The sequence below is a fragment of the Caulobacter sp. LjRoot300 genome (assembly GCF_964253875.1).
Taxonomy (GTDB): domain Bacteria; phylum Pseudomonadota; class Alphaproteobacteria; order Caulobacterales; family Caulobacteraceae; genus Caulobacter.
This window is the reverse complement of sequence record NZ_CAXUSA020000004.1, coordinates 384463-401910: the sequence shown is the minus strand read 5'-3', so window position 1 is coordinate 401910 and position 17448 is coordinate 384463. Positions and strand designations below refer to the sequence as shown.

General features: G+C 69.7%; 13 protein-coding genes. 5 read left to right on the top strand and 8 right to left on the bottom strand.

Annotated elements, in window-relative coordinates; all coding sequences use genetic code 11:
- The first annotated feature begins 202 nt into the window (after positions 1-202).
- Complete coding sequence (locus tag ACSQ2G_RS16300) at positions 203-562, top strand: hypothetical protein (protein WP_436032598.1); 360 nt, start codon at positions 203-205, stop codon at positions 560-562.
- Between the two features lie 90 nt (positions 563-652).
- Positions 653-901 (top strand): hypothetical protein, encoded by a 249-nt coding sequence (locus ACSQ2G_RS16295; RefSeq protein ID WP_436032596.1) that lies wholly within the window; start codon positions 653-655, stop codon positions 899-901.
- Between the two features lie 11 nt (positions 902-912).
- Here ACSQ2G_RS16295 and ACSQ2G_RS16290 read toward each other — a convergent pair whose 3' ends face one another.
- Genes ACSQ2G_RS16290 through ACSQ2G_RS16280 form a run of 3 tightly spaced genes read right to left on the bottom strand, consistent with a single transcriptional unit; the run spans position 913 to position 6318 of the window.
- Positions 913-4089: an error-prone DNA polymerase gene (locus ACSQ2G_RS16290; protein ID WP_436032594.1), complete on the bottom strand. Its 3177-nt coding sequence runs from the start codon at positions 4087-4089 to the stop codon at positions 913-915.
- Positions 4086-5570, bottom strand: coding sequence for a Y-family DNA polymerase (locus ACSQ2G_RS16285; protein ID WP_436032592.1), 1485 nt, complete (start codon positions 5568-5570; stop codon positions 4086-4088). The genes ACSQ2G_RS16290 and ACSQ2G_RS16285 overlap by 4 nt, the downstream gene beginning before the upstream one ends.
- Positions 5521-6318, bottom strand: coding sequence for an ImuA family protein (locus ACSQ2G_RS16280; protein WP_436032590.1), 798 nt, complete (start codon positions 6316-6318; stop codon positions 5521-5523). Before ACSQ2G_RS16280 ends, ACSQ2G_RS16285 begins: the two co-directional genes overlap by 50 nt.
- 196 nt (positions 6319-6514) lie before the next feature.
- Here ACSQ2G_RS16280 and ACSQ2G_RS16275 point away from each other — a divergent pair, with 196 nt between their 5' ends.
- Positions 6515-6883 carry a hypothetical protein gene (locus tag ACSQ2G_RS16275; protein WP_436032589.1) on the top strand — a complete coding sequence of 123 codons (369 nt, stop codon included), beginning with the start codon at positions 6515-6517 and terminating at the stop codon, positions 6881-6883.
- 75 nt (positions 6884-6958) lie between these two features.
- Positions 6959-7288 (top strand): hypothetical protein, encoded by a 330-nt coding sequence (locus ACSQ2G_RS16270; RefSeq protein WP_436032587.1) that lies wholly within the window; start codon positions 6959-6961, stop codon positions 7286-7288.
- Positions 7289-7294: 6 nt separating this feature from the next.
- Here ACSQ2G_RS16270 and ACSQ2G_RS16265 read toward each other — a convergent pair whose 3' ends face one another.
- From ACSQ2G_RS16265 to ACSQ2G_RS16245, 5 genes are all read right to left on the bottom strand, one after another.
- Positions 7295-8050 carry an SOS response-associated peptidase family protein gene (locus tag ACSQ2G_RS16265; protein WP_436032585.1) on the bottom strand — a complete coding sequence of 252 codons (756 nt, stop codon included), beginning with the start codon at positions 8048-8050 and terminating at the stop codon, positions 7295-7297.
- Between the two features lie 77 nt (positions 8051-8127).
- A complete protein-coding gene (locus tag ACSQ2G_RS16260; protein WP_436032583.1) occupies positions 8128-8478 on the bottom strand; it encodes a hypothetical protein in 351 nt (116 codons plus the stop codon).
- Between the two features lie 133 nt (positions 8479-8611).
- Complete coding sequence (locus ACSQ2G_RS16255; RefSeq protein ID WP_436032581.1) at positions 8612-8875, bottom strand: DksA/TraR family C4-type zinc finger protein; 264 nt, start codon at positions 8873-8875, stop codon at positions 8612-8614.
- A 103-nt stretch (positions 8876-8978) separates the two neighbouring features.
- The gene (locus ACSQ2G_RS16250; protein WP_436032579.1) at positions 8979-10235 is read right to left on the bottom strand and encodes a DUF6880 family protein; all 1257 of its coding nucleotides are present in this window, start codon (positions 10233-10235) and stop codon (positions 8979-8981) included.
- Between the two features lie 114 nt (positions 10236-10349).
- Positions 10350-14744 carry a sacsin N-terminal ATP-binding-like domain-containing protein gene (locus tag ACSQ2G_RS16245; protein WP_436032577.1) on the bottom strand — a complete coding sequence of 1465 codons (4395 nt, stop codon included), beginning with the start codon at positions 14742-14744 and terminating at the stop codon, positions 10350-10352.
- Positions 14745-15187: 443 nt separating this feature from the next.
- On the opposite strand from ACSQ2G_RS16245, the gene ACSQ2G_RS16240 reads away from it, so the two are divergent.
- Positions 15188-17272, top strand: coding sequence for a ParB/RepB/Spo0J family partition protein (locus ACSQ2G_RS16240; RefSeq protein ID WP_436032576.1), 2085 nt, complete (start codon positions 15188-15190; stop codon positions 17270-17272).
- The last annotated feature ends 176 nt before the right edge of the window (positions 17273-17448 follow it).

Here is a 17448-nt window from a genome sequence, read left to right as displayed (position 1 = left end):
AAGCGCGCCCGATCGCGCGCCGAGATCCAGATCCTGTTCGCGACGGCAGGACCGACTTGTCCTTCCGTCTCCGCGCTGCGTCGCCCGGCGCGCCGGCGTCCGTGACGTGCCTTGATCGCCCGGCGGCGCAGGGTCGCAGGCTCTCGAACAGGCTCGGCGCCATCGCCATATAGCCTCCATGTCCCACCCCTCAGCGACCGATGTGGCCCTGACGTTCGAAGCGATCGACCGCGTAGGGGTGTCGGCCGAGATCGTCGACATCGATGCGGTGGCGGCCCGGCGCGAACGGTTCCAGCGCTATGCCGAAGCCTCCCGTCGTGTCGCGACCTATGTCTTCCAGATGCCGGACGAGGCGATGGTCGCGGCGTTCAACGATCCCACCCAGGCGCGCCGCGCCGTCGACCAACTGCATGTCATCCTCGCGCTGACCGGCGGCAGCCTCGCCAAGTTCCCCGGCGGCCTCGCCGCGCACGTGCCCCTGTTCGCCGCCGGCCGGTTCGAAGACCTCGCCAGAAGCTTGATCGAGGCCTTCATGGTCGCGTTTCGCCGCGACGATGGCTGACGGGCGATCACCGCCCCCGGGTCCCACTCGCCCGCACATGCACATGCCGAAAATCGATGTCTCTCCCGCGCGAACTGCTAAGCTCGGTTCATGGCCCCGACCCAGAGCTTCACCTTCCTCTGCCTGGCCGACAACGAAGTCGCCACCCACGTCGACATCCAGGCCCTGGACGCGGACGGCCTGCGCGCCCACGCGCTAGGCCTTCTCCGCGAGCATGCGAGCGCCGCACGGATCGAGGTCTGGCAGAACGACGATCTGGTCCTGACCTTGCCGCGTGACGGCGTACGGCCCTTTTCCTCCAAGCGTGGACCGGTGGCGGATGACGGCGCGATCGCCTAGCGGCGTGGCGTTCAGCAGAAGTTGCGGCTGCGACGGGCCCAGGACAGGTCGCCGGGCTCGCTCGACCGGGTTTGCAACTGGCCAAGCACGCCGCTGAGGTCGTGGAGCTGGTAGGCGACCAGGTGGACGACGTCGCCCTCGCGCTGGATGCGGCCATCGACGCCGATCAGGGTGGCCGACAGCGCGATCCGCCGCTGCTTTTCGTAGAGCGTCTTCCAGATGACCAAGTTGGCCACGCCCGTCTCGTCCTCGATGGTCATGAACATTACGCCCTTGGCCGTGCCAGGCATCTGACGGACCAGGACGAGGCCCGCGGTCTTGACGAACCGGCCATCCTTGGCGCCCGCGGCGGTCTTGCACGGCGCGCGTCCCAGCCCGGCAAGGTCCTCGCGCAGCAAGGCCAGCGGGTGGCGGCGCAAGGTCAGGCCCAGGTGGCTGAAATCCTCGATGATCTCGCGCCCTTCGGTCATCGGCTTCAGGGCCGGCGCGGCCTCGTTGAGCTCGGACGCGCCGGCGTGGTCGAAGAGCGGCAGGGGCGCATCGCGCAGCGCCTTGATCGCCCAGTTGGCCTCGCGGCGCTGCTGTAGCAGCGCCGGCCCGAACGCGTCGGCGCGGGCCAGCGCGTCCAGCGCGCCGGTCCCGATCCGCGCGCGGCGGGCGACCTCGTCGATCGATTGGTAGGGTTCTTCGCCGCGCGCCATGACCAACTGGGCCGCGTCGGTCTCCTTCAACGTCCGCACCTGGCGCAATCCCAGCCGCACGGCAAAGCGCCCGGTGTCGCCCAGCGGCTCGAGCGTGCAGTCCCAGCGCGAGGCGTTGAGGCAGACGGGGCGGATCTCCACGCCGTGGTCCTTGGCGTCGCGGACGATTTCCTTGGGCTGGTAGAAGCCCATCGGCTGGCTGTTGAGCAGCGCGGCGCAGAAGACGTCGGGGTGATGACACTTCAGCCAGGACGAGGCGTAGGCCAACAGCGCGAAGCTGGCGGCGTGGCTTTCCGGAAAGCCGTAACTGCCAAACCCCTCCAACTGGGCGAAGGTCTGCAGGGCGAAGGCCTCGTCATAGCCGCGCGCCACCATCCCGCCGACGAGCTTGGTCCTGAAGTGGCTCACGCCGCCGGTGACCTTGAAGGTCGCCATGGCCCGGCGCAGCTGGTCGGCCTCGCCGGGCGTGAACCCCGCGCATTCGATCGCCACGCGCATGGCCTGCTCCTGGAAGAGCGGCACGCCCAAGGTCTTGCCCAGAACCTTCTCGAGCTCGGGCTTGGGGTAGCTGACGGGCTCCTTGCCTTCGCGGCGGCGCAGGTAGGGATGGACCATGTCGCCCTGGATCGGGCCGGGGCGGACGATCGCCACCTCGATGACTAGGTCGTAGAAGCTGCGCGGCTTCAGGCGCGGCAGCATGGCCATCTGCGCCCGGCTTTCGATCTGGAAGACGCCCAGGGTGTCGGCCCGGCGGATCATCGCATAGGTGCGCGGATCCTCCGGCGGGATGGTCGCCAGGTCGAGCGCGACGCCCTTGTGCTGCGCGAGCAGGTCCAGGCCGCGCTTGAGGCAGGTCAGCATGCCCAGCGCCAGGCAGTCGACCTTCATGAACTTCAGCTCGTCGATGTCGTCCTTGTCCCACTCGATGATCTGGCGCCCGTCCATCCGCGCCGGCTCGATCGGCACGAGCTCGTCGAGCCGGTCCTGCGTCAGGACGAAGCCGCCCGGGTGCTGGCTGAAGTGGCGCGGCGTGTTGAGGAGCTGGCTGGCCAGCTCCAGGGTCAGGCGCAGGCGCCGGTCGGTCAGGTCCAGTCCAATCTCGCGCGCGTGCTTGTCCTCGATCTGCTCGCGCGAGAAGCTCCAGACCTGGCTGCCCAGGGCCTCGGTCATGTCCTCGGGCAGGCCCAGCACCTTGCCCACGTCCTTGACCGCGCCGCGCGGCCGGAAGCGCTGGACGACCGCGACGATCGCGCAGCGGTGACGGCCATAGGTCTCGAACACCCATTGCATTACCGTCTCGCGGCGACCGTGCTCGAAGTCGACGTCGATGTCGGGCGGCTCGTTGCGCTCCTGCGACACGAAGCGCTCGAACAGCAGGTCGTTGCGTTCGGGGTCGATGCTGGTGATGCCCAGCACGTAGCAGACCGCCGAGTTGGCGGCCGAGCCTCGGCCCTGGCAGAGGATGTCCTGGCTGCGCGCGAACTGGACGATCGAATTGACCGTCAGGAAATAAGGCGCGTAGCCCAGCGTCCCGATCAGCTTCAATTCGTGCGCGAGCAGGCGGCGCACCTCCGGCGTCACCCCGTCCGGAAACCGCCGCGCCGCGCCTTCCCAGGTCAGGCGCTCGAGCGTCTCCTGCGCCGTGCGGCCCGCCTCGACCACCTCGTGCGGGTACTGGTAGGTCAGCTCGTCGAGGCTGAAGCCGCAGCGCCGGGCGATCGCCACCGAGGCGGCCAGGGCCTCGCGGTGGCGCGCGAACAGGCGCTGCATCTCGACGGGGGCCTTCAGGTAGCGATCGGCCTCGCGCTCACGCCGAAAGCCCGCGTCGTCGATCGTCGTCCGCTCGCGGATGCAGGTGACGACGTCCTGCAGCAGCCGCAGCGCTTTGTCGTGCATCAGGACGCGGTTGGTGGCGACCGGCACGACGCCGGCCGCCTGGGCCATGCGCTCCAGCTCATGGAGTCGCAGCGCTTCGCCCGGGCGCCGGCGCAGCGTCAGGGCCATGTGGGCGTTGGGCCCGAAGATCGCCGCCACCTTCGCCAGCTGCCGCGCGCAGGTCGCGTCGGCCTCCTTGGGCGCGAGAATGGCGATCAGCCCCTCGGCGTGGGCGGCCAGATCGTCGAAGTCGATGTCGCACGCGCCCTTGCCGGCCCGGGCCTTGCCGAGCGACAGCAGGCGGCACAGCCGCCCATAGGCGGCCCGGTCGGTCGGCAGCACCAGGATGACCGTCCCGTCGCGCAAGGCCAGTTCGCAGCCGACGATCAGGCGAACGCCCGTCGCCTTGGCCGCCACGTGGGCGCGCACCAGGCCCGCGACGCTGTTGCGATCGCAGATGGCCAGGGCGCGGTAGCCCAGGCGCGCGGCTTCCTCGAAGAGCTCGCCGGGCGAGGACACCCCGCGCAACAGCGAAAAGTGTGAGGCGCAGTGCAGCTCGACGTAGTCGCCAAGATCGGCCGGCGCGTCCGGCGCTGGCGAAGGGCGACTCATCCGAACACCCCGTGTAAGAACCAGCGTTGCGAGCCGGAGGCGGCGTCCTCGCCGTCGCCGTCGCGGAAGATCCAGAACCGCTCGCCGCCTTCGTCCTCGACCTGGAAGTAGTCGCGGCTACGGGTCAGCTCCGCGTCCGAGCGCCACCACTCGCCAAACACCCGCTCGGGCCCGTCGGCCCGCGCCACGCGCCGGCGCACCCCGCGCCAGGTGAAGGCCACCGGCGGATGGTCGGGCAAGGCCGCCAGGGTCTCGATCGGTTCGGGATGGCCAAAGAGCCGTTCGGGGCGCGGCCAGGGCGTGGCCTCGGCGGTGTCGGCGGGCGACAGCGCCGGGGCCTTCTTGACCGAGCGTTCGGGCAGGTCGCTGGGCACGTTGACGACGCGATAGACCGCGTCGGCCCCGAGCCGGACGCTGAGGGTGTCGACCAGGCCGGCGATGTCGGCGGCGCGGCGGCCGGCGCCGATCACGTCGTCCTGGCGCCAGCCGAGCGGCTCGGCGCCCGGCGCGGCCAACAACATCGTCTCGACCCCGAAGCCTGGGTCGACGTGCTCGAGTTTCTCGCACAAGAGCTTGGCCAGGCGGGGGACGTCGCGCGAGGGCTGGGCCAGGCTGATCCGGGCGGTCTCGATGCGGTTGTCGACCCGCATGAAGTAGGCGTCGAGGCGCCGCGCCCCCAGGCCGACCGCCTCCAGCGCCGCGCAAAGCTCGCCCGTCAGCTGGCCAAGGTAGCGGGCCATGGTCTCGGGCGCACCGATCGGTTCGGCGAAGACGCGGCGGACCCGCAGCGTCTCGGGCGCCAATACCGGCTCGATCGGCTCGGCCGTGCGTCCGAACGCCTGGTCGAGCCGGCGCACGGGCTCCAGGCCCACGCGGTGCGCCAGCGGGCCCTTCCTGGTCGCCTCCAGTTCGCCGATCGTGTCGAAGCCCAGGCGCGACAGCGTCTGGACAAGATCGGCCGGCAGCCGCAGCGCCCCGACGGGCAGGTCCTCGAGCGCGCGGCCCGTACGTCCCGGCTCGACCACGAAGATCGCGCGGCGCGAATAGCGGGCCAAGGCGTGCGCGCCGCCCCAGCTGTCGGCGATCGCCAGCTGGGCCGCGTAGCCGGCCTTGGCCAGGCGATCGCGCAGGTCGACCAGCATCTTCTCCTCGCCGCCGAAGAGATGGGCGCAGCCGGTGGCGTCGATGACCAGGCCATCAGTCCCGTCGGGCTTGACGACCGGCGAGTAGTGGCGCTGGGCCCAGAGCGCCAGGCGCAGGAGCGCGGCGGCGTCGCCCGCCGCGTCGAGATCGTGGAGGACGAGGCCCTTGGTCATGGCCGTGGCCTGGGCGATCGCCTGGCCGATCCGCAGGCCCGCCGCGGCGCCGGCCGGGTTCATGGCGGCCACGGCCCGGCGGCGACCGATGCGCCCGACCATCGCCACCGGCGCGTCAGGCGGCGGCGCGGCCTGGCCCATGGTCTTGGCCTGCGTCCGCGCCAATCGGTCGGTTGGCCAGTGGGGCAGGAAGACGGAGATGACCCTTTGCGTCACAGGCTTCTATCTCAAGGTCGAAGGCTTGCCCGGCGCGGCAACGGAAAAGTTCTAGAAACCAGCGGGCGGGACCGACGCCGGCGGTGGGCAGGGGTGACGACGGCATCGCCGAGACCCGCCAGCGGCTGTAGGCGGCCGTTGGCCGGCCCAGTTCAGCGGCGTCGGCGGTTCGCTTCCAGCGGCGGATAGCGATGGCCATCTGCCCGCTCTTCTCAGCCGCCAACTGCAGTCTTCGCGAGGCGGTCATCGACAGCTTGGAGACCTCGCCGACGACGCCCGCCAGGCCAGGCCAGCGCAGGCCCTCCTCCATCGAGGCCAAGACCCCGTCCTCGTCGCCGGCGTCGGCGAAGATGATCCGGTCGGGCGGCAGGCCGACTCGCGCCAGGGCCGGCGCGAAGAGGTCCGGATGGCGCCGGCACCACAGCACCTGGCCGTCCATCCGCGCCAGCAGACCCGCGGCGAACTTGGCCGCGGCCGCGCCATGCAGCGCGCCGTCGGCCCCGCCGGCCACCTCGTGCAGCGCCCCGATCGGCAAGCCGCCGTCGGGAAGGCGATCGTCGATCTCGGCCACGCCGAAGGGCAGCACCGCGCGGCTGGCCTGACCCTCGATCTCGAGGGCGCGGACCTGGCGGCGAAGCGCGTCGAGCGCGGCGGGGGTGCGCGAGGGGTTCATGCTGACAAAATGTCTGTGTTCCATCTTTGTTCTCGTCGCTCGACGCGAGTCAACGGGCGCGGGGTGCGGCGCAGCCGCGCGCCAAGGCCAAGATGCAGGCGGGCCAAGGGTTTGAGCGGAATCGGATTTATTTGCTGGCGACCGAAGCTGACGCAGGCTTGGCTTGCCGGCGCGGCGACCCCTGGTTGGCGCCCGCCGATCCGCATCCTAGGCTGGCGCCATGGTTCAACCGAGCGGCCCGACCTGGTGGCCCAAGGCCGAGCGCGCCGCGCTAGCCTTCAAGGCCACGACCCGCAAGACCAAGGGGGCCAAGCACTCGGTCTATGTCGTCCTGCTGCACGATCCGCGCCGCGCCGATCCCTGGGGCCTCTATGTCGGGCAGACCTCGCGCGACCCGGACCTTCGCTTCGACCAGCACAAGACCGGCTACAAGGCCAGCGGCGCGGCCAAGCGTTTCGGGCTTCGCCTCGTGCCGGCCCTGACCGAGCATCTCAATCCGATGCGCCAGTGGGAGTCGCTCGACCTGGAGTTGGCGTTGGCCCAGGCCTTCCGTGACGCCGGCGTGCCGTGGGTTGAGGGCGGCCACTGACGCGGGGCGCAAGGGCGCGGGGTGGGACGGTTCGGGACATTCTGATATCTGCCCTTGGGTCAGCGGAGATCGCCCTTGGCGCCGAACAGCCCACCCTCGACCCTGAAGCGTCCGCCCGACGCGCTGATCCGGCGCTTTCACCTTGGCCAGGTGGGCGACGACACGGTCCGAACCTACCTTACCAAGGGCTATTCCCTGGCGATCTGCTGTCGCGAGTGCCCACGCCTCATCGAATGGACGCCGCACGACCTGCTCGAAAAGTTCGAGCATCGGCTCGACGTGAAGATCGCCGATATCGCCGCGCGCCTGTCGTGCACCGGGGACGAGGGTTGCGGCTCCAGGGACGTGGCGGTCTTCCCCCACCTCTACGATGGTTCCTGGTCCTGGACGCCGGCCGACCGGTGACGGCGATCAGGCGGGAATGACGTCGTCGCTCTTGCCGCCAAGGGCGACGATCTTCAGGCGCTCGGGCAGCGGGCGCTGGAGCTTGGCGACCTCGGTCCAGGGCGCGTCGCTCATCCACAGGTCCCACTCGTCCGGCTCGGTCAGGATCACCGGCATGGCCTTGGAATGATAGGTCTTGACCGGCTCGGCCGAGTCCGTGGTCAGGAAGCCGTAGGCGACGATTTCCTCCCAACCCTTGCTCTTCATCCGCACGCAGGCATGCGGCGTCCAAATGCCGGCGAAGAAGGCGACGGGACGGCTCTCATCGAGCGCGAACCAGATGTTCTTGCGGGTTCTCTCATGGTCCTGGTCGGGTTCGGCGAACGACGTAAACGGCACCAGGCAGCGGTTGCCCGCGCCCAGCCACGGCGCCCAATGGGCGTTGGTCTTGCCGGTCTTTTCGCTCGTGGTGTTGCGCACGTTGGTCGTGCCCTTGTCGGGCTCCATCTTCAAGAGCTCGGCGAAATCGAACTCGGTGCCCTTGGCGCGCAGCTTGTCGGCGCGCTCCGTCGCGGCCTTGAACAGCGCCTGCTTGGACGACGGCATGCCCCACCGCGCATCCCGCATGACCCGCTGGCCGTCCGCGCCATGGGTGATGATCGGCGCGGCATAGTCCGGGTAGATGCCGGGCATCGGCGGCTGGTTGTTGTTGAGGTCGGTCATGGCCCGCGCCAGCGCCGCGACTTCGGCGCGCGCCTTCATGAGGGCGTAGAGATTGCACATTCGCGGATACCCCTGACGAGCGGTCCCTGACGCTAGCGGTCAGGCGCGCTCCTGCAAAGCCGACGAAGCAGACGCCCCTAGGCGGCCTTCAGCCACACCCGCGCATGCCACCAACCCCGTGGCGCCGCGACCGGATCGCCCAGGCCATCGAAGAAGAGTTGGACGTGCTCGGCGCGCGGGTGCGCGGCGAGGCTGGCCGCCGGCGCGCCTGGCCCGTGCAATTCCACCTCGGGCGGCCGGTCGGGCGTCCCTTCGCTCAGAAGGCTGCCTGGCGCCGTGGCGTCCAGCCAGACGACCAGACCGCCATCCTTGCCCGGCGCGACATGGCGCACCGCGGGATGGGTCTGCAGGAAGGCGTCGTCGCCGAGCACCGTGTCGATCTCCACGGCCTCCAACGCCTGGGCGTCAACGTGTCGAGCAGGGTTCATGGGAACGAACATAGAACATTCAGGCGACGAGGGCGAGTCCATCAGGATCAGCTCCAGGATTGGGGGCGAACCGCAGGGTTTCGAGCCGACGGGAAGGGCCGGACCTATCCCGCGCGTGGCCCGTCGCGGTCGGTCAGCGCAGCTGGCTGTCCTTGCTGCCGCGGCGGTTGATGGCGCTGAAAACGACCTGCTTGTCGCGGCCGTTCTGGCATTCGATGCACGTGCGGCAGCCGGGTAGAGCGCGCCGACGCGCTTCGGGGATGTCTTCGCCGCACGCGACGCAGAACAGCAGGCTCTCGCCGGCCGGGAGGCGGGCGCGCGCATTGAGAACCCCGTCGGTGACGGTGTCTTCGATTTGGTCGAGAACGCCCCCGTCGTGGGTCCATCCACCAGCCATAAGTCTCAAAACTCCCGTGTATTGTCAGGATCTTAGATAGGAAATGCCGCCCGGTTCTCCAGGCCGGCCGGGCCCCTTGGGGAAGGTCAGATTGTCGCGGCGCCTAGATGGTGATGCTGTCGGCTTCCTCGGTCAGGCGCTGCGAGAGCTTCAGTTCCCGGCGCTTGAAGGCGGTGGCCGCGGCCTTGCGCAGCAGGCGATGGGCGGCGGCCGGAAAGCGGGCCCGCAGTTTCGCCGCCCAGTCCTCGGCCTGGTCCGGCTCAACCCTGGCTTCGTCACCGCGATCCAGGATCATGCGACTGGCTTCGGCCAGGGCGGGCCATGTCATCAATACAGCCAGGCCTTTCTGGAAATCGTCGTGCGCGCGGGCGTAAGCGAAGACCTTGCCCTCGGCCTCGACGTCGTCGAAGCCGTCGAGGCGACCGACGAAGGCCTTGGCCCGGCCCGCGTCCAGGGTCCGCTGGAACGAGGCCCAACGCACCGCCTGGGCGCCGGCGGCGTCGCCTGCCGCCTCGAGGTAGTCGATCCACGCGCTTTCCCAGTCGAAGTCTGGTGCGGCCAGACGTCCCCGCAACCCTTTGGGCTTGGGGGCGGCGCGCCGCAGGGCCTGCCCCGCCGCCTCGACCTTGCCGGTCGCCAGCCACCGCCGCGCCAGCGCGCCCGCCACCGGCGGCGTCTCCAAGGCTGGCGCGCCGTAGGTCGCGGCGTAGGCTTCGACATCGCCGGCCGCGTCGGCCAGGTGGCGGATGACGGCGATCCAGCCGGGCGCGGCCTTGGCGCGGGCCTGGGCGAGCGTGAGCGCGATCTGGGCGGCCGTCTTGGGCGTTGTCGCGAGGGTCTGCGGCATCCAGTGCGACCAGGCCTCGGGCGCGGCGGCGGCCGCTTCGACCAGGGCGTTGGCGGCCAGGTGCGGATCGTGGCCGGCCAGCAGGCGGCCCAGGTCGCCCGCCGCCTGGGCGTAGACCGCCTCGAACGCCTCTTCGCGCTCGCGCAGGCGCCGTGACGTCGCGCCATGGGTGGCCAGGAACCGCCAGAGCCGCTCCAACGCCGCGTCCGGTTCTTGGCGGCCGAGGCGGTCGGCGATCAGGCCGCGTAACGCGTCCAGGTCGCGCAGGAACGCCGGCTTCTGGCGCCAGGTGACCTGGCCTCGGCTGGTCTCCAGGGCGCCCAGCCGCTTGTCGATTTCGGGGACCAGATGGGTCGCGCCCAGGCCGGCGGCCAACTCCATCCGCAGCCGGCGCTTGAGGTCCGTTCGGGTCTCGGCGACTTCGACCAGGATTTCGGCCAGGCGTTCGACGCCGAGGCTGGCGAGGTTCTCGGCGGTGACCTTCTTCTGGCTGGCGAGGCTGGGCTTGGCCATAAGCCCTGAACGGGTCGCGCGATCAGACGATCCGCCGAAGATCCAGTGCGCCGACGACAGGGTGGTCGGGTCGCGGCTCGCGCGACAGCGATCGGTGGGGAGCGTTGGCAGTCCTCATGTCACCGTTTCGGCCGCTAGGTCGGCCAGAGTGATAACCACCGCGGGCGCCTCAGCCAATCCGACGACTTGCACTGAACCGGAGGGTTTGACGGTCGCGCGATTGACCGGGTCGAAGATCAGCCTGACTTCTGTCGACTGGCCTTCTTCCAACCCCGACACCAGGGCTAGGACGTAGTTCACTCCCTCCTTGCAGGCGCGCTCGAACTCCGCAGGGGTGAAGCCGACCGAGGTCTGCGAGGCCCGGCCCGTGGCCTTCAGCTCCACGAACTTGCGCCAGTCGATAGCGCCATCGGCGCCGACCCGATGCCGCCGCCGAAAATCCACCAGTTCGGCCTGCTGAGATGAGGTCAGGACATGGGTGAGCACGTCCCAGCCACGCTGTTCGAGGTCGGCGGTCGAATAGGCCGTCACCTCGACGACCGAGGTCGGCGTCCAGGGTGGGGACGATAGCGGCGGCGCGATGGCCAAAGGGCGCGACCCCGTGGGCGTGGGCGGCGCGGGCGGCCGACCCGCCTGCACGGTCACCGAGCTCACCCCGCCCTGGAACATCTTTAGCTGGCGGGTGACGACCTTGGGCGCGGCGCGCGCGGCGGTCGGCTTGATGGCGACCTTGGCGCTGGGCGCGACAGTGACCTGGGCGGCCTGTTCGGCGAGCGCGGCCCTGTGCTCGGCGTCGGACGCGACCTTGATCCGCTGCGCCGGCGCGGGACTGGCGATCCAAGATGCGACCCATTCGGCTTCGATGCGATGCTGGACGTCGCGGGGAAACAGGGTCGCGATCGCCCGGCCGGCGCTTTCGCGTTGCTTGAGTGCCTCGTGCGACACGTGCAGGCGCAAGGGCGTGGTTTGTAGGACCGCGCCCATGCGAATCTGCAGCGGCTTGGCGCTCAGCTCCGGATCGCGAACATCGACCTCAAACGCCTCGTCGTGGACGAAGAGCTGGGTCTCGCGCAGGGCGTCCCAGGAGACGCTAAGCTTTTCGCGGATGGCCGGTTCATTGCGCGCCAGCTCGTTGGAGAGATGGTCGACGGCGTTGCGAAACTGTTCCCGCAGCTGATCGCCTTGATCGGCCGCCCGTTCCCCCGAGCGCGGCGTGATCGACGGGGAGACCTCGACGATTCCGAGCGCCTTGCGGATAGCTGGCAAGGCATGGGTGTCGCAAGGCGGCGACCAGAGCGGCAGATCGGGATAGGCTTCGGACAGCTTGCGGCGCAGCTCACGATCCTGGATGTGGAATACGGGACGACTGCGCAGCCACCGGCCAGAGACGTTCACCGGGACCGACCGGAAGCGGTCGCGCAGCCCGCGGTCGCCAAGGTCCACCCGGGTTTCCAGATAGCGGTAGACATCGATCAACACCGCTTCGGTGGCCGCGTCATACGGCGCGCCTGCCAGACGCCGCAGCTCGGCCACGCAATCGCCGACATCCGGGGCGCGAAGGCTCAGCAGTTCCCATAAATGCTGGTAAGCGCCGCCGGCCGGGGCAAAGCGCGCCGGGTCATGAAAGATGTCTCGCCCGACGAAGAGCGCCGAAGGGCTGCGCCATTGTCCCGGTTCGCCCTCGCCGCCCACCCAAACCAGGGCCTGGCTCTCGAACCGACGGCGCAGGGTGGCCGGCTCCAGGTCGCCGACCCGCCATTGGTAGGAATTGGCGCCGGTCCGCAGGCGCGCTAGCGATCGATAGATCCCGTGGACTCTTTGGGTGTCGACCTCGCCACCCTCGGCCTTCAGAGACCCGAGCAAATCCAGAAGGTGGCTGGCGCGCACATCGACGATCAGGTCGATCGCCGCGGCGAATCCGAGATGAATCTCGTCGAGCGCCAGACCAGCCGCGAACGCCCCCGCCTCATAGATGGCCTGGGTCTGGGAGGAGCGAACGACCGCGACATTGGGAAGGGCAAGCTCGCCCGCCCCGATCGCGATCCAGGGCGTCTGACGCAGCTGCAGGAGCCAGGTCGCCGTCACCCGACCGGCTTCGTAGCTGTAGACGCGCTTGGTCTTGCGGGCCGGTACGGTCCTGTGATCGACGAAGCTGTCCCAGTAGCGCGAGAGCGTTCGCGCCAGCGCTGGGCTGCGGACCTTGCGATCCTTCTTTGACGCCTTCTGCAGGCTGGCCAGAACCCTTGCCAGGTCCGGGCTGACGTAGTCGTACTCGACATAGTGGGCGTCGCGCGCGCGTAGCTCCACGCCCCGGGCGCCGTCATTGGCGTGGGACAGGGCGGTCTTAACGAGGCGTGGCGCGGACGCCGCCCCCAGCAGCAGCAGAAATTTTCGTGGCCCTCGCGAGATGGTCCCGTCGGCCCGTTTGCGCATCGTGCGGGTGGCCGTGGTCTTCAACCGCACATCGTAGGACGCGGCGAGCCAGGTCAGTCCGGGGGTCTCAGACGCGGCCAACGGCCAGTGCGCGTGTTCGCCATCAAGGGTCTTGGGCAAGTAGGCGTCGGCTGGGGAGACGCTGGTCTCCACCCGCTTGCCGGCCTTCCAGCTGAATCCGTCCAGCCGGATCACTGCGCCCACGCGAGGCCCGACCAAGGCGGCATCGCGGTCGTTGACTTCATCGAAGCGATCTCGAAGCGCGATCAGGTCGGCGTCGTCGAGCGCTTGGGGGGCACCTGCGAACCGGTCGGCGAAGGCGGCGAGGTCGATCCGGGCGTCAGCGATAGCGACGGTCGCACCCGTCTTGGCCAGCCAGGCCCGCACCGTCTCGCCTTCGGGCGACAGGTGGTAGGCGCGGTGTAGCCGGTCGATGAGCTTCCAGCGTTGAGCGAAGAGCGAAGGCGCATCGCCGATCAGAAGCGGCCGATCCGATCCTGGAGATGGACACACGACCGGATGCGCCTCATCCGACAGCCACAAGGGCCGGTCGAGCAGGTCTTCCCCGAGATCGGGCGCGACCACCAGGCAGGCGTTGGCGCTGACCCACCAGGCCACCGGCTTGTCGGCGAAGACGCCCGACGAGAGGCCGTCGGCCAGGGCCTTGGCGTCAACGAGCAGTGGCCCCAAGAGCGATCGCAGGACCGATCGCCACCGATGGCGACGGTCGCGAACCAAGACCGGCAGCGCCCGGCGTCCGGGGGCCAACCGTTCGATGTCCTCGGCCTCGAGCAGGCCCTCCAGGCCCTTGTCCTCGTAGGCCAGCTGGCTCAGGGACAGGGATTGGTCGCCAAGCTGAAGCCTCAGCCGGGCGGCGAGCGCGGTGCGCGCCTCGCCCAGGACCCTCGAGAAGATGTCGCCGGGGAACTGGTCCTGACCGTCCCCGATGTGTTCGCTCGGCAAGGGGGTCCAGCGCCAAGCCTGTACCGGCGCGGTGGCGTAGAGCGCCTCCAACAGACTGGTCAGCGCCGCGCCGCAGCGCTCGACCAGCCATCGGTTCCACGGGTCATCGACGATGACTTCACGCGCCGTGCTGGGATCGAACTGGGCGTCCAGGCTGAACGGTAGGTTCGTGGCCAATCGCGTCCTGAACCCGACGAACACGCCGGCCGGATGGGCATGATCGGCCAAGGCGAAGGAGATCGCCGTGGTCGATCCGGTCGCCTTGTTGCTGCGCTGGATCGCCGGGTCGGTCGGGACGACAGCACGGTAGACCGTCCAGGCTCCGTCGCTCGCCTTGATCCGCCTGGACGAGAGCAAGACCTGAGGCTCGGGACAGGCGACGGGGCGCCAGGGGGACGGCGACAAGGCGCGGCTGTCGGCCTCGCCGGTCTCCAGATCGATCCAGCTGAACTCCCGCACGGTGTTGGAGAACAGCAGCTCGTCGTTGCGCCAGTCGGCGAACCACTTCGCCAGGGCTTGGCGATCAAAATCGGCGACCAAGGCCAGCCGAAGGAGGGTGTCGGTCGCCGGGTCATAGAAGCCGGGAATGGTCGGCTCCGGATCAACCGGTTCGACCAACAAGCCCTTGGGCGAGAAGTGATAGGGCGCGCTGTGGATGCCGATGCTGTCGGCGATGCGGCGCAGGGTCTTCAGGCCGATGCCCCATCGCCCGCGCAGCTCCGCGTCGCCCGACTTGGTGGTGAGGAACGGCAGACAGATCGGCAGGACGTGATGGCAGGTGACCGGCTGGCCGTTGTGAACGATAAGCATGACCGCCTGGCCTTGTCGCGTATCGAGCGCGAAACGCAGGTGCTTGGCCCCAAGGTCGTCGGCGTTCTGCAACACCTCGACCAAGCCCTGAAAGGTCTCGACGTTGAGCCCCTGGGCCGAGGCGCCCGCGTTTTCGATAATGCGCTTAAGAACACCCGGGCTGACCGCGGCGGCGTCACGCAAGCCGTCCAAAAAGCCGGCCACGAAATCTGGCTGGCGAGGGTCCTGAACCTCGGCGGCTTGCGGCGTCTCAGCCCAAAGGGCTTCGGCCGCGCGCCGGCCTTCCTCCCAAAGCGAGTTCATCGGTCCACCCCGTCGCCGCCGCACGCCAATGTGAAGCTTGGCGCATCCAGCGCGGGGCGGCAACGCCCGGTCGTGCCCGATCCACGAAACACGGCGGGCGAGACCGGCGCCTAGCCGACGAATGAGCGTCTCAAGACCAGATTTGGCCGAAGCGCTTGGCTGCGGCACAGACATGCGATGAGACGGCGGCGTCGATCCCACTTCAACATGGAGTTCATCATTCTGGCCGCTGCCGCGGCCGTGGCTTGGGGCTCCGCCCCCGGCGCACTTCGGATCGTCTTCCGCCCAGCTTCGGGCGCCCCGCGCCGCCTCGCGACATCGACACCCGCGCCCTGCAGCCAGGTCCCCGCGAAGCCGCCCCTCCGTTTGCACCCCCGGTCTCGCCGACGGGCAAGGGTTCAGGCGCGCCTTGCGCCTGCACCCCAGCCCCCAAGGAGGCAGACATGACCATCCAAGCCCAGCCCGCTCAAACCGCCCATAACGCCGAGCGGCCCCTCATCCAGACCGGCGAGGTGCGTGAAATCGCCCTCAACAAGTTGAAGGCCTCGCCCAAGAACGTCCGCCGCGTCAGTCACAGCGCCCAGGTCATCGAGGCCCGCGCGGCCAGCATCCGCTACAAGGGCCTGCTCCAGCCCCTGGTGGTCGAGCCGGAGGTGAAGGCGGGCGGCGAGGCCAGCGGCTACTATCTCGTCACCATCGGCGAAGGCCGGCGTCAGGCCCTGCGGCTGCTGGCCAAGCGCAAGCTGCTGAGCAAGGCGCAGCCGGTGCGGTGCGTGATCGATACGATCAACGACCCCGGCGAGATTTCTCTCGATGAGAACACCTCGCGCTGCGACATGCACCCGGCCGACCAGTTCGAGGCCTGGAAAGACCTCGCCGAGCGCAAGGGCTACAGCGCCGAGGAGATCGCGGCCCGGTCCGGGGTCTCGCCGCAGACCGTGCGCCAACGCCTGCGCATGGGCGCGGTCGCCCCCGCCCTGCTCGACCTCTACCGGGAAGGCGGCCTGACCCTGGACCAGATCATGGCCTTCGCCGTCAGTCCGGACCCCGAGCGGCAGATGCAGGTCTATGCTCAGCTTCCGCCCCATCAGCGCCAGACCTACGCGATCCGCCGCGCGATGACCCAGGCCAAGGTGGCGGCGGACGATCCGCGCGCGGTTTTCGTCGGCGTCGACGCCTATGTCGCGGCCGGCGGCGCCCTGCTCGTCGATCTCTTCACCGAGGCGGGAGAGGGCTGGCTGGAGGATGTCGGCCTGCTCGACAGGCTCGTGGCCGAAAAGCTTCAGGCGGAGGCCGTCGCCCTGCGTGAGGCCGAGGGCTGGAAATGGACCGCCGCCTATCTGGCCTTCCCGCACGATCACGGCTGCCGTCGCATCTGGGAGCGGGCCTTGCCCCGCGCCCCCGAGGAGGCGGTCCAGCGTGCGGCCCTCTATGCCGAACGCGACGGGCTGATCGAGCGCTACCCCGATCTCGCCGAGCTGCCCGAGGAGGCCGAGGCCCGGCTCGGCGAGATCGACCAGGAGCTGGACGCTCTCGCCGAGGATTTCGGCTTCGATCCGGAGGAGAAGGCCCGCGCGGGCGCCTTCGTGGTGCTCGGCTACGACGGCGAGACGCGGATCGAACGCGGCTACGTCCGGCCCGAGGACGAACCGCCCGCCCAAGTCGAGCCGCAGGCCGAAGCCGAGGCGGGCGGTGAGGCCCAGGCGTGGGATGACGCCGACGACGAGGCCGAGGGCGGCGCGGAGGACGCGCCCGGCGAGGTCGAGGAGGCGATGGTCGAGGCCAATGCGCCGATCTCGCCGCGTATCCGCGCCGACCTCACCGCCCATCGCAGCACCGCCTTGCGCAACGCCCTGGCCCAGGACCCGGACCTGGCGCTCGTCGCCCTGACCCACGCCCTGCTGTTGCGGGTCTTCCGGGGGGTGGGCGCCTACGCCTCGTGTCTGGACGTCAAGCTGGGCTCGCGCAATCTCGCGGCCGAAGGCGACGGGATCGAAGACAGCCCCGCCGCGCGCGCCAACGCCGAGCGGCACGATGCCTGGGCGCGGCAGATGCCCGACGATCCGGAGGCCTATTGGGACTTCGTGGTCGGGCTCGACGCCGACAGCCGCATGGGTCTGATGGCGCACTGCGTCAGCCTTTCGCTCGACGCGGTGCGCGGGTGGGACAACCGGCCGATGGCGTGGAAGCACGCCGACCGGCTGGCCAGCGCGATGGATCTGGACATGAGCGACTGGTGGAGCCCGACCGCCGACCGCTACCTCGGCGCGGTCACCAAAGGCCAAATCCTCGACGCGGTGGCCGAAGCGGTCTCGCCCGAGGCGGCTGGACGCCTGACGGGTCTGCGCAAGACCGAGATGATCGAGGCCGCCGAGCCGCAACTGGTCGCCGCCCGGTGGCTTCCGGCCTGCCTGCGCACGCCCGGGCGACCGTTGCCCTGGGTGAAGGCGGCTGAGGTGGACGAAGCGGCAGGGTTTGAAGAGCTCGAGCCCGAGGCCGAGGCCGAGGCGCAGAGCGCGGCGGCCTAGACGCGGCGTGGGGCGGGCGAAAGGCCCGCCCAGATGGCCAAGGTCCGAGACGCGGTCGATCCCAGCGGGATCGACCGCGTCTTCGTTTCGGCGTTTCGGTGGCGCGACGTGGGTGGAGTTTCGCGACGGGCGGGACGCCCCTTCCGGCGCGCCCCTTGGGCGTCCGTCGGCCTTGG